The 12,473-nt window shown below is 33.2% G+C and carries 11 protein-coding genes; 8 read left to right on the top strand and 3 right to left on the bottom strand.

Translation table 11 applies throughout. The features are described from left to right. Window positions 1-280 precede the first annotated feature (280 nt). The 4 genes from AC4J95_RS20405 (at window position 281) to AC4J95_RS20390 (ending at window position 5,014) form a co-directional block, all read left to right on the top strand. Window positions 281-562 (top strand): hypothetical protein, encoded by a 282-nt coding sequence (locus tag AC4J95_RS20405; protein WP_494551433.1) that lies wholly within the window; start codon window positions 281-283, stop codon window positions 560-562. Between the two features lie 164 nt (window positions 563-726). Beyond that, window positions 727-2,097: a recombinase family protein gene (locus AC4J95_RS20400; RefSeq protein ID WP_494551432.1), complete on the top strand. Its 1,371-nt coding sequence runs from the start codon at window positions 727-729 to the stop codon at window positions 2,095-2,097. 60 nt (window positions 2,098-2,157) lie between these two features. Next, the gene (locus tag AC4J95_RS20395) at window positions 2,158-3,804 is read left to right on the top strand and encodes a recombinase family protein (protein ID WP_494551434.1); all 1,647 of its coding nucleotides are present in this window, start codon (window positions 2,158-2,160) and stop codon (window positions 3,802-3,804) included. Between the two features lie 274 nt (window positions 3,805-4,078). Beyond that, window positions 4,079-5,014 carry a DNA-methyltransferase gene (locus AC4J95_RS20390; RefSeq protein ID WP_494551431.1) on the top strand — a complete coding sequence of 312 codons (936 nt, stop codon included), beginning with the start codon at window positions 4,079-4,081 and terminating at the stop codon, window positions 5,012-5,014. Between the two features lie 46 nt (window positions 5,015-5,060). Here the strand turns inward: AC4J95_RS20390 and AC4J95_RS20385 are convergent, their stop codons facing one another. The 3 genes from AC4J95_RS20385 to AC4J95_RS20375 are packed head-to-tail and all read right to left on the bottom strand — an operon-like array spanning window position 5,061 to window position 8,732. Next, window positions 5,061-6,929 (bottom strand): SNF2-related protein, encoded by a 1,869-nt coding sequence (locus tag AC4J95_RS20385; protein WP_494551430.1) that lies wholly within the window; start codon window positions 6,927-6,929, stop codon window positions 5,061-5,063. Between the two features lies 1 nt (window position 6,930). Further along, window positions 6,931-8,256, bottom strand: coding sequence for a hypothetical protein (locus AC4J95_RS20380; RefSeq protein ID WP_494551429.1), 1,326 nt, complete (start codon window positions 8,254-8,256; stop codon window positions 6,931-6,933). Between the two features lie 11 nt (window positions 8,257-8,267). Continuing rightward, complete coding sequence (locus AC4J95_RS20375) at window positions 8,268-8,732, bottom strand: BglII/BstYI family type II restriction endonuclease (RefSeq protein ID WP_494551428.1); 465 nt, start codon at window positions 8,730-8,732, stop codon at window positions 8,268-8,270. 128 nt (window positions 8,733-8,860) lie between these two features. Between AC4J95_RS20375 and AC4J95_RS20370 the strand changes: the two genes are divergently transcribed. From AC4J95_RS20370 to AC4J95_RS20355, 4 genes are all read left to right on the top strand, one after another. After that, complete coding sequence (locus AC4J95_RS20370; protein ID WP_494551427.1) at window positions 8,861-9,439, top strand: helix-turn-helix domain-containing protein; 579 nt, start codon at window positions 8,861-8,863, stop codon at window positions 9,437-9,439. A 33-nt stretch (window positions 9,440-9,472) separates the two neighbouring features. Continuing rightward, window positions 9,473-9,940 (top strand): hypothetical protein, encoded by a 468-nt coding sequence (locus tag AC4J95_RS20365; protein ID WP_494551426.1) that lies wholly within the window; start codon window positions 9,473-9,475, stop codon window positions 9,938-9,940. A 732-nt stretch (window positions 9,941-10,672) separates the two neighbouring features. Continuing rightward, complete coding sequence (locus AC4J95_RS20360; RefSeq protein ID WP_494551425.1) at window positions 10,673-11,959, top strand: AAA family ATPase; 1,287 nt, start codon at window positions 10,673-10,675, stop codon at window positions 11,957-11,959. Beyond that, window positions 11,952-12,473: RloB family protein (locus AC4J95_RS20355; RefSeq protein ID WP_494551424.1), on the top strand; the 522-nt coding region annotated here is incomplete at its 3' end. The genes AC4J95_RS20360 and AC4J95_RS20355, both read left to right, overlap by 8 nt.

Below are 12,473 nucleotides of genomic sequence, written 5' to 3'. Positions count from 1 at the left end.
AATTCTTTTCAATGTAGAAGAAATGGAAAAAAATCTATTTCAAATGAAGCGGGAATAAAACAAAAAACTAGGAGTGATTTTGCTGGTTACTCCTAGCTGTAAAGATATTTATTAAAACCAATTTTTGATACGTAGTCTAATTTTGAAACCACGGAATAACAGATTAGTGATGGATAAATATTGAGGAGGAATACTCATGACTGTTAAGACTAATAGTCAACAAGGTTTAATTAAAATGAAAGAGATCAGTTGGATAGGAAATAAGGAGGTTGAATAAGATATGTATCCATACTTAACATACTTAGCAAGACAGAGGGGAGCTTTGCTTTTTGTGCAACATAAACTCACAGGAGAGCAACGACTCAGCTTGTTTTTACAAAATATAGTCGGCTCGGGTAATCAATTTGATCCAAATCATTTAAAAGTCTATGCAAGTTGTTTCGGACTAAAGAAAAACAGTATCTCAGCCGCTTTGACAAATCTAAAAAAAGCAGGGGTAGTCAATACGACTACTCCTGGTCATAAAAATGTTCGAATAAAACTAACTTGGTACGTAGTTTAAAAGGAGGAGCTTATCATGGAAGCAAACAATTCGTTTACAAGAGACTTAGCTAAGCAATTACTTCCATACTTGTTTCATCATGATCCAAATATGGAAGACACTGAATTAAGCAACAAGAATGAGGGCGTTTAGCCCTCTATTTTTTCATCGTAAGGAGCATTTTTATGGAACAGGTTTATAGTTACGATCGAACTTCTGTCTGGGATACACAGAAAGTGTCAAATGATGCTCAGTGGGAAATTATTCGAAGTCGTTCATTGGAAGATACTGAATGTATACCACAGCGTTTTAGTGACCGGGGAAAATCTGGAGGAAATGACGATCGTCCAGCCTTAAAGAAATTGATTATAGAGATACGATCTTCCTATATAAAAAGAAAGCTTTATGTATGGAGATATGATCGGATTTTTCGTGAAACGCAAAAAGCGTTAGAGTTTGTTGAACTTTGTCATAAGCATAACGTCGAAATCATTTCTATTTCAGAACCTTTACCAGAGGGATCATCAAGCCTAGCGTTAAAAACCATGTTTGTTCAGCTATTATTTATCAATGCTTCTATGCAACGTGAGACGATCATTGAAAACATTCGTAATGGTTTGGCGTACAAAAGAGGCAATGGAGACTATATTTCTTCTGCTATTCCATTTGGTTATCGGCTAATAGAAAGCAAAATTATCCAGAACGAACAAGAAGCAAAAGCAGTGAAGCGACTATTTGAATTATATGCAAGTGGTGATTATGGCTATAAAAGATTAGCAGACAAGCTTACTGAAGAGGGGTATCTTTTTAACGACCATCCGTTTAAAGTTCACAACATATGGAACATCTTAGATAAATCCATTTACTACGGCATCGTAAAAGGTGGGACTTTTGGTGAGTACAAAGGAAATTTTGAACCTATAATCAGTGAGTCAAAGTTTAAGAAAGCCCAAGCGATTCGAGAATCGCGGAATGTCACGAAAGTTAATCATAGAGAATATCCCCTACGTAAAAAGATTATTTGTCCATACTGTGGACGAAGATTAAGCCCAACACAGCGATGGAATTATAGTAAGACAAAACGATTGCATTATTATCATTGTACGAAGCGAGAGTGTCCGGGAATTTATGTTTCTGCTACTAAAACGGAGAATATGCTATTAAAGATATTGAAGCGTTTTGTTAATGAAGATGTAATTTATCAAGGAATCATTACTGAAATTGATTCACAGATGAAGCAGTTGATAAAGAAAGAGAAACAAAAGGATCAAAAAAATGCTCAATCTAGGCGAGAGATTGTTGAACAGTTTGAAGATGGAAGGATTACTTTGAATGAAATGAAAGATTTGCTAAGTGGGCTTGAAGAGTCGGAATCACAACAAGTAATACCTGTAGGAAATTATCGGACACAAGTAGAGCGGCTTTTAGAGTTACGTAAGCATCCAATTCAGCAACTTCTGTTAGACCATGTAGAAGTTGTTACAGTTCAAAAAGATAAGAAAATCGATGGGGTATTTCTCCAAGGCCTATCGGAAAATATCTGTATCAAAAAGTAGGAAGGTGAGGAAATGGAAGAAAAATCTTTTGTAACAGAACAATCTAAACGGCAATTGACAATGGAAAACAGTCAATTGCCAAAGAGAAAAAGGGTAGTCTTATATGTCAGGGTTTCCACTCAGGACCAGGCTATCGAAGGGCATAGTATTGAAGCTCAAGAAGCGAGAGCTCGTGAATATGCAGAAAGAATGGATTATGAGGTAGTAAATGTATACATTGATGAAGGAATAAGTGGAAAATCTACGAAACGTCGTCTAGCTTTTCAACGAATGATGGCTGATGCGAGAACGGGGAATTTTGATCTTGTTATTATCTGGAAGTTAACACGTTTGGGTCGAAATATGTTGGATATTTTGAAAACAGTAGAGGAATTCATTAAGCTGGGGATTGAGCTATTTTCGATCAGTGAAAATTTTGATATTTCAACTTCTTCTGGGAAATTAATGCTGCAGCTATTAGGCAGTTTTGGGGAATTTGAGCGTAACCAGATTTCAGAAAATGTAATTATGGCAATGATGAGCTTAGTACGAGATCAAAAACGGTATGCTGGTGGAAGGCGATTAGGGTATGTTAGTGGTCTTGATGATGGCGGTAGAAAGCAGTTGATTATTGAGCCAGAAGAAGCTAAAATCGTTCAATTGATTTATGCCAAATTCTTAGGTGGAGATGAATTTCGAATGATTGCTAATTATCTGAATCGGCAGGGATATCAAACACTCAAAAAGAATAAGTTTACACCAACAGCAGTTAGAGATATCCTTCAAAACAAGATTTATGCTGGCTATATTGAGTATGCACGTTATTTAAATTGGGACACCAAGCGAAGAAAAGGAAAGAATCCAAATCCGATTTTAGTCAAAGGTGAGCACGAACCAATCATTGACCAAGTTACCTATCAGGCAGTGCAAGAACGTTTAGTACTAGAAAAAGATCGACCAAGTTGGAATCTTACTGGTGAAAATGTTCTAACAGGATTGTTGCGTTGTCCGGAATGTGGGGCACCGATGGGTTCGAATGGAGTCGTAAACACTTTGAAAGATGGTACTAAGAAAACACTGCGTTACTACTCTTGCTCAAAATTTCTAAGTAAAGGAAAAAAAGGATGTCATGCCAATTCTATTCGAAAAGAGAAAGCGGAAGACTTTGTTGCAGCAAGACTAAAAGAAATTGTTCAAGTACCAGAAATACTTGACTCATTGGTTAAAGAAATGAATCGAGAGTTGCACGAGCAAATCGCTCCTTTAGAGCAGGAATTGGCAGTCATTGCCACAGAAAAGCTAGATTTAAAGCCTAAGCTTGATCGATTACAACAAGCTTTAGAGGATAGTCCTGAATTACATGCCAGTCTAATCGGTCGTATCAATGAGCTTACTTCAAAAATCATGTTGCATACACAAAGAGAAAATGAGATTCTAACCATCCTTTCTCACAAAGATCAAAAAATTGAAGTTGAGAACGTTCAACAGATTGTCTCTTCACTAGATCATTTGCTGGAACAGAGTGAGAAAAAAGTGATCAAAGAGATTTACCGAACGTTCATTGATAAAATCTTATTTGATAAGAAAAATAAGGATGATATCAAAATCTATATGAAGTTTGATCAAAAGATCGTTACTCAATTAAATGAGCTATATCAAAAAGTCGTATCTGATAAAAAAGATACGACTTCTTTTGTGTTAAAAACACCGTTCTATTCAGTGATTTAGATTGCGTATGTTGTTATGTAGGCTGTAACGATGCCTTAGGTATTTGAAATAACTAAGGTAGTCGTTATGGACCTGCGTAACATTTGAATATGTGTATATAGGAGGAGAATAAAAATGAGGTAAAAGGTTTAAAAGGCATTGCAAGGCTCTTGCCAAAGGCAAAAAAAAGATCTATAATAAGTTTACTGTCAACGAACATGAACGTATGTTTGCTATTGGCTGAATAATCTAAAATGATGCAACAATAATTAATATACTAATGGAGGTATTTTTAATGATGAATCCTGAAGAAATTCAAGAGCTTACTTTTGAGAATATACCTCAGGTTTTTGAAGAGCGAAATGCTATTACGCTATACAATGGTGATTGTATGGATTTATTGAATCAATTTGAAGATAATTCAATTCAATTGATTATCACATCTCCTCCTTATAATGTAGGGAAAGAGTATGAAAATAGAATGACTTTGGAAGAATACATTGATTGGCAGCGAGAGATTATCCAATTGTGTGTTCAAAAGCTAGCCCCTACAGGAAGTATCTGTTGGCAAGTAGGAAATTATGTCTCTGGTACGGGTATTAATGCTGAAGTACATCCGTTAGATTTAGTTTTATATCCAGTTTTCAAAGAGTTTAACTTGAAATTAAGAAATAGAATTGTATGGACTTATGGTCACGGATTGAATTCTACATATAGATTTTCTGGAAGACATGAGACTATTTTATGGTTTACTAAATCAGACAATAATAATGAGTATGTTTTTAATTTAGACGATGTAAGAATTCCACAGAAATACCCCGGTAAAAAGGGTTATAAAGGGACAAAAGCTGGTCAATTTTCTGGAAACCCATTGGGGAAAAATCCAGGAGATGTTTGGGATATTCCTAATGTAAAAGGAAATCACGTTGAGAAGACAGAACATCCCTGCCAATTTCCATTAGCCTTAGCTAAACGATTAATTAAGGCTTTATCTAATGAAGGTGATATAGTATTGGATCCTTTTATGGGGGTAGGGACGGCGCCCGTGGCGGCAATGGAATTAAATCGTAGAGGTGTAGGATCTGACTACATGGCTTCTTATTATGAGATTGCAAAATACAGAGCTGTTGATGCTAATCATGGCAATTTGTTAGAACGTGAAGATAAACCTGTTTATACTCCACCTCAAAATACTCCATTAACTACAGTGCCTGATACTTGGCAAAAATAAAACAAGGTTTGACATCAATATTTTGAACGATGTCAAACCTTGTTTTTTATTTAGGAGTTAGTACTGAAATTATATCTAAGATATCTTCGATTAAAATATCAGGTTCTGATGTGAAGTCTCCATCCTCATCCAAAAGAAGCTGCTTGAGATCGTCATCATCTAATGCTGAATCCATTATCTTTATCTTTTCCGTTGTCCTAGTTCGGACAGAGTGATCAATACTTCCTAAATTTTGAGGTGCGATAGACTCTAATATATAAATATTGGTTTCAACGTCATCTGGTAGTCCGAGTCTATGAATTCTATCGATGGACTGAAGATAATGACAAGCGTTATATGATCGATCGACATAAATAGCATTATGACATACTTCATGTAAGCTGATTCCCTCAGAACAAGCAGCCGGATTTGCAACTAATACCTTGCAATCAGGATTTTCATGGAATTCTTTTATCCTACCTTCACGAGTGTTGATATCATCTTCAACTCCTGTATTTATACCACCATGAATAAATACTGCACCTAAATCACTTAGAAGATGCGCAATTCGCTCAACATTGTAGGTGAAAGCTGACCAGATAACTATTTTAGCTGTTTTGTCATTTTCGGTAATTTCCCTAGCTAACGAACAAGCCTTTTTTATTTTTTGTGAGTCCTTTTCTTTTTGGATTGCTTTAAAAATGACCTCAATATTTGGATCATCATAAGGGAAATTATAAGGATCATCTCTTGTCTTTTTATTTACAAGTAATATGGGATTAGAGGATATCTGTAAAATCTGCATTACAGATTTTCTCGTTTTTGAGATATCAATGTTCGACTTACTTTTAATCCCTACAGCTCTTTTCAAAAATTCTTTACGTGAAATTGAGTAGAGAGCTAGTTGCGCATCGGACATTTCAACATCAATATATATTTTTTTTGCAGGAGCTAATTGTAAGTCTTTTTTTGTTGTTCTAGTGTATAGTCCTGATAACACAGAATTTATATTCGTATTTTTTAAACGTTTAGAAAATCCTTGACCAGGCCATAGAAATTCCATTTGTGATTCTAAGTCTGAAATAGCTCTTGGAATGGGTGTTCCGCTTAAAATATCCTTTCTAATTGGAAGATGAGCTAATTGAAGTAAGGCAGTTCCTGTTTGAGAGTTGTATCCGCTTTTCATTTTATGACTTTCATCTAACACCATGTGTACCTTATTTGTTGATAAGAACTCAAAGATCAACGACTTACAATTTCTTAATTGATCATAGCCTATTATGTAACAGTTAGAATTGTTTTTTAGTAATTTTTGGATATTTTTATAGCCACCGTTTAATCTAGTGAATTTATACATATCGGAATGTTCTTTATCCATACAATCAGTAATAACTTTATCCCAAGCAGAAAAGGCATTTTTGGGTGAGACTACTAAGAGTTTAGTATCTTCAGACTTTGTTAGAATGTGACTAGCCAATGTAACTGTAGTTTTTCCTGCTCCAGGAACTGAAAAGTTGGCGCCATGAGCAAGATTACTTAGAATAGAAACATCTTTATTTTGAAAATTCTTAAGAACACGCTCAGTAAAACCTTTTTTTATTAACTCATGGGAAATTTCTTCTTGTGTTAATGAGATCTTCTGGGTTCCATTTGCTGCTTGTACTGATCTTCTTTCAGCAATGTATTTAGTGATCAATTTTTTTGCAGGTTCAGAGTAAGAAATTTGAATTGGAAACAACCTACTTAACCTCTTCAGTGAAGAAATACTGCTAAGCAGTGTTGCCCATTCAGTTTCTATTTTTAGTTCCCAAATAATAGAGCTGCCTTGATTTTCTATTATTATAGATTTGACTCGATTCCAGATGAGAGGATCAAAATCTTCCAACACTTCTATTGTAGAAGGCTTTGATGAATTATAATCAATAAATAACTTCATATTAATCACATCTTTCAGAAAGTTTGTTAAGCAACTTATTTGAAGTGTCTATTATGGCTTTCAACTGTCCTTGTAATTGTTCAAAAGTAGAAGTGTCGCAGTGATTTAGATCAATGTTACTTAATGCACGTAATGCATTTTGCGCTTCCTGAAGTCCCTTTCTACCCAATTTCTCTTCTTTTTCTTGCAATTTGACAGACTCTAGAATTGCTATCAATGATTCAGCTGTTTCATTTGTGTTTTCAGAATTGTCAAAGGCTTCGATTAAGTGTGAATAGGGGTTAGACTGTTCTTCAATTTCTGTAACTAATTCAGTTGAATCATCAAACCAACTTTCAAGATCGTCTAAGTCGTCATATTCTTCAGCTGCAGTACTAATATCTCCTGTTATAGGTATATTGTTTTCTTCAGCGAAAATTGAAACCACTTCTGCAAAATTATCACCAAATAAACTTTTAAAACTATAAGCTCTATCACCAAGATTTCTGGATTCTTTTGCGATTAAGAATCCAATTTTTCGGCGTACTTCAGCTTCTCCTGGTTTATTTGTGGGGAGTGCTTTTTGAAGATCGGAAAATAGTTGTTCCTTATCAGAGACCAATTCATAATTATTAGCGTCATTTAAATATGTGCTAAGATATTCTTCTGCAAGTTCAAGTTGCTGGAGTTCTACATTAATTTCTTCTTCGCGCTTGAAGCGATAAATCCTCTTAATTTCCTCTCGATCAAACCCAATTTTATTAAGCTGATACCTAATTTTTAGTCTTCTTTCAACCCAACCGTAATCTAATTTAGTATCGGGAGTTAATTGCAGCTCAGTTTCAATTACCTCGATATCTTTTTCAGTAGCTTCTTGAGGTAATACAACTACATCAACATGTGAAAATGAAGAATACTTTGATGGATCAATAGCATATAAATCTCTCATCGCAGCAAGACGCCTGTTGCCATTCACAATGATACCATCGAAAGTCATTAAAAGTGATTCACGTTGTTGTTCAACATAAGCCAATTCTTTGTAGATATTTCCTTTATTATTTTTAGCTAAATGAAGTAATATACCATGTTGAAAATTTTGAATTAATGGAATTTCTTCTCCAGATGTGAAGGCGTTATCTTTTAAGTTTTTATCATTGATTAGAGTATTTTGAGCTATTGTTGTCCTTCCATTTTTTGTTCTGTAGAGTGGTAAATCATGTGATACACGTATGCGCTTAAATTTTTTCTGTTCTCCTCTGAATACAACAGGTTCCGTAGACTGTGATTGAGAAATCGCTTTTTCAATTATGTTAATTCTTTCAAACTGTGAAACTACAGAATTAATCATCATTTTTCCTCCTATTCATCAATTCCAATAATTAAACAAGGAACAGATATTATATTTTTAAATAGAGCAAGTTCACTCTTTATACGTTCAAAATTTGCAATGTTACTACCTAAAGATTTGGCTGCGCCAGTAGTTGGAACAATGAGAACTGCTACATCTATTCTAGAATTATCTTTCATAACCTGAAATTTTAATAGATCATAGAAGGCTCTGGTAATATTACCAGTTTGAAGCATTAGAGCAACGCTATTTTTCAAAGCATTTATTTTCAAGTTATAGGCAACATTGACCGAGGCTTCTAATGTCCAGCCTTCAATTCCTAATCTATCCCTGACATCATTTTTAATGGCAGGAGCAGCTTTTTTTTGCATAAGTATTTCCGGGATATCGAGTAGCGAGATAATTTTATCAAACATTCCTTTTTCCTTTAATATCAACTCAGCATAATTGTGTGAATATATTTTCGTTACTTTCATTTTCCAACATCTCCTTTTTGATGATCCTTAAGCAGAGTATATCCCGATATATATCTCTTGTCAAATGTTTTTTTATTGATATTGCTTTTTGAAACAATGCTAGATATAATATATCTAGGTGATGAATAATGAAATCTATTGGAACAATACTAAAAGAACAGAGACAAAAAAGAGATTATACTATGACAGAATTAGCCAATAAGATAGGAACTTCTCAAAGTGCCATTTCTGTAATAGAGAATGATAAAAGATTCCCAACAGAAGAAACTGTGTATAAAATTGGCAAGGCACTAGATATGGATCATAATGATCTTAAGGAATTAGTAGAGTTGCGGAATAATATATCCAGAAACACCCCCAATCCCTATATGGAAAATCAAGGTTATCATTCTGAACAGCTTAATTTTGAATATAATAGGGAAAAAGAAGATGTTAAATCTCTAAATAGATATGACCAAGATGAGAAAAATAGACTAACAGATTTCTTTTCTATTAATGTTTATGATGATTTGAATTCAAAAATATTTATAAAAACGGATATGAGTAATAAGGAGATATCAGAGCCTATAAAGGAAATTCTGGGAGAAAGTATAAGAACAGCTATTGTGGATATTTTAAAGAATAACGAGGCGATGCTGAAGCAAGATATAAATACGAAAATATCTGATTATATTGAGGAACTGAATTCTTTAGTAAGAAAAGCATGAATACTATAAATTTTATTTTTGGAGTGAAAATTAATGGGGAGAATAGTGGTTACCGATGATGTATGGTTTGAATTTTTAAAGCAAAAAAAAATTGAAGTAGTTAATTTTTGGAGAAAAGATACAAGAAATGTGAACGATTTAAAAGTTGGGGATAAGGTATTTTTCTTAGTTAAGAACTCTAAAAATATTACAGGAGAAAGATTAATTCGGGGCTATGGATTATTCTCTGGTTATAATGTCTATTCGATAGATGAAGCTTGGGATAAATATAAAATGGGTAATGGATGCCGAACAAAAGAAGAACTTTTAAGTAGAATGAATACGGTATACGATAGTGGACTTAAGGAAAATCAAATTGGATGTATTGAATTAACAAATTTTCATGTATTAAAAACCCCCATTTTACCAAGTTCTGTAAAAATAAGTTTTCCTAATAATATAGTTAATGCTAAAGGAATTACTTCAGAGGATGAAGATAGAATACTTTCTTTAGAAAAATAGTTTTAGTAATAATTGTCGCTATGCATTCAATGATGTTTAAATGCATAGCGATTTTTTTGAAGAAGAAAAAATCTCCATTTTATTTCGAGTTATGTGTAACGTCTCCATTTTCATATTAGATGCCCCTTTCTTCTACGAAGTCTGATTATGCATTACAGTATAGCAAGTGTGAAAACATACGCTATGGATGATCAAGCGAAAGGAGCAGAACGGATAATAAGTATCAATCACTATCGAAATGAATAAAAATTGTACGTGATACTTCGGTATACCGTATCATAAGAGGCAAAATAGAAATTGGTTGTGATACCCGGAACCATATCACAAGTAGCCAATTTCCGTTTTTCTAGAATAATAGATAGAAAATCCTTTAATACCAAGGGTTAGGACAGATATCATTTACTTATGATATGCAGGGCCTTATCATAAGTAGGACTATAAAATAAATAGAAGGAATCGTATTTGATATTGTCAGGTACAATTCCTTTTTTTTATCGTGAGAATATGGGTAACCATTAATTGCATTTTATATAGTTCGACCCGCCTCAGATTTTTTGATATTTATAATATACGCGATGAATGATGCGGCGGGGCGTAACAAGAGAGAAAACTTATTAAGAGTTACTGATCTTTATGTAAAAAACGAAAAAACGTTTTTAACGTGAAAAAAAGAATGGAAATATGTTATACTGAGCTTGAAAGAACGGATTTTCGTTTTTAGGAGGAAAAAATATGCTTATTGATATGAAGATAAAAAATTTCTTATCGTATGGTGACGAAGAATATTTCAGCATGGAAACTGGAGAAAGATTGAGAAAATACAATGATACACACACTTTTTTTGCTGGTAAAACTCGTCTGTTAAAAAATGCCATTCTATTTGGGGCCAATGCTTCTGGTAAAACCAATTTGTTTGCTGCTTTAGCTCGAATGACTCATATGGTTTTAGTCCCAACAAATAAAATTGGCGATCAATTATATTATTCACCCTGTAAAGTAGTTAATTCAAATGTAAAGGGGACTACGTTCGAAGTATCATTTTACAAAGGTAGAATGTATAACTATTCTATTTCATATAATAAAGATAAATTTTTAAGTGAAAAACTTGTTTATAAAGAAGGGAATAAGTTTATTACTTATTTTGAAAGAAATGGGACAGAATATCCTATTTTACCAAAAGATTTGAGACAGATTGCAGAAGAAACCAGAGAAAACTCATTATTCTTATTTAATCTTCAAAATAAAAATAATAAGTTTGCGGAAGATGTTTATAAATGGTTCGATTCAGATTTAATCTTTTTCAATAACAAAATACCTGATGAATATCTTGAGAACGTTGAGAATGATGAAGAAGCTAAATCTGCTTTGCTAAGTTTTTTAGCCTTTTCAGATACTAATATTATTGATATTGATATAAATGATGATGTAACAGAATTGACGCCAGCAATGAAAAAGGTAATGGAGTTAATTGGTGAGGAGCTAGAAAGTGAACAAGTAGTTGAAAATGAGTTTGTTACAAAAAAATTGTATACTGTCTACAAAAAATATAATAAACAAAATAAGGTAATAGGAAAAAGTAAAATTAGTATTGGTGCTGAGTCTCGAGGAAATCAGAAATTAATTTCCATTGCGTTAACTTTAGTCAATAATCTTGGCAAAGGAAAAGTTATTTTAATAGACGAGTTTGATAATGCTTTGCATCTACAACTTGCAAAAGCATTGGTAAAAATTTTTAATACAAAAAATAATAATAATCAGTTTATTTTGTCATCACACGAATTACAGCTTCTAGATTCAGAGCTTAGAAAAGATCAAATTTGGTTAGTTGAAAAAGATTTTAAGGGACTTAGTCATTTGTATTCTATTTTTGATTTCAGTGAACTCAATGGTTCATCTAGAGATGATATTTCTTTCTTTTCAAGATATATGAAGGGACAGTTTGGAGCTTTACCTAGTATAGATTACGAAGGTATGATGAGTGCGTTAAACTGTCAAAAGAAGAGTGAACAAAATGGGTAGAAAGTCTCAAAACAGACCATTAAGAAAAGAAATCAGAATTTATTGTGAAGGAATGACAGAAAAAATCTATTTTGATCTGTTAAAACAAAAATATAGACTACCTAATATTAAAGTGAAAACGAAAGGTGAGCTAGGTCAATCAATTGAGTTAGTAAATCATGTTTTGAGGTCATTAGATAAAATGAGCTCTACTGAGAAGAAAAAAATAGATAAAATATTAGTTGTTTTTGACAAGGATGATGACTCTTGGGAAGCTATTGAAAAAGCTTTTGCATTAGCAAAAGCAAATAATATAGGGGTTTGCTTTTCTAACGAGTGTTTTGAATTATGGTTGCTTGCGCACTTTGAAAAGATCCAAAGAGAAAAAAAGTGGACTAGGCAACTTTTATATCCAAGACTTACACAATTGTTAAAAGTTAAATCATACGAGGATGAAAAAGCAAATAAAACAATAATTCAGAGAATTTTTGCCAGAATTGATGCCACAGACTCGAACTGTTCAGATTTTACTAAT

Source organism: Enterococcus sp. GPZ-007 (genome assembly GCF_059374735.1).
Note: the sequence above shows the minus strand (reverse complement) of the source record. Positions and strands in the feature narration are given on the sequence as shown.

Bases quoted from the DNA above. Each gene is read 5' to 3' on its own strand.
- AC4J95_RS20390 (WP_494551431.1), top strand. From the start codon at position 4,079: ATGATGAATCCTGAAGAAATTCAAGAGCTTACTTTTGAGAATATACCT.
- AC4J95_RS20360 (WP_494551425.1), top strand. From the start codon at position 10,673: ATGCTTATTGATATGAAGATAAAAAATTTCTTATCGTATGGTGACGAA.
- AC4J95_RS20400 (WP_494551432.1), top strand. From the start codon at position 727: ATGGAACAGGTTTATAGTTACGATCGAACTTCTGTCTGGGATACACAG.
- AC4J95_RS20395 (WP_494551434.1), top strand. From the start codon at position 2,158: ATGGAAAACAGTCAATTGCCAAAGAGAAAAAGGGTAGTCTTATATGTC.
- AC4J95_RS20385 (WP_494551430.1), bottom strand. From the start codon at position 6,929: ATGAAGTTATTTATTGATTATAATTCATCAAAGCCTTCTACAATAGAA.
- AC4J95_RS20405 (WP_494551433.1), top strand. From the start codon at position 281: ATGTATCCATACTTAACATACTTAGCAAGACAGAGGGGAGCTTTGCTT.
- AC4J95_RS20370 (WP_494551427.1), top strand. From the start codon at position 8,861: ATGAAATCTATTGGAACAATACTAAAAGAACAGAGACAAAAAAGAGAT.
- AC4J95_RS20375 (WP_494551428.1), bottom strand. From the start codon at position 8,732: ATGAAAGTAACGAAAATATATTCACACAATTATGCTGAGTTGATATTA.
- AC4J95_RS20365 (WP_494551426.1), top strand. From the start codon at position 9,473: ATGGGGAGAATAGTGGTTACCGATGATGTATGGTTTGAATTTTTAAAG.
- AC4J95_RS20380 (WP_494551429.1), bottom strand. From the start codon at position 8,256: ATGATTAATTCTGTAGTTTCACAGTTTGAAAGAATTAACATAATTGAA.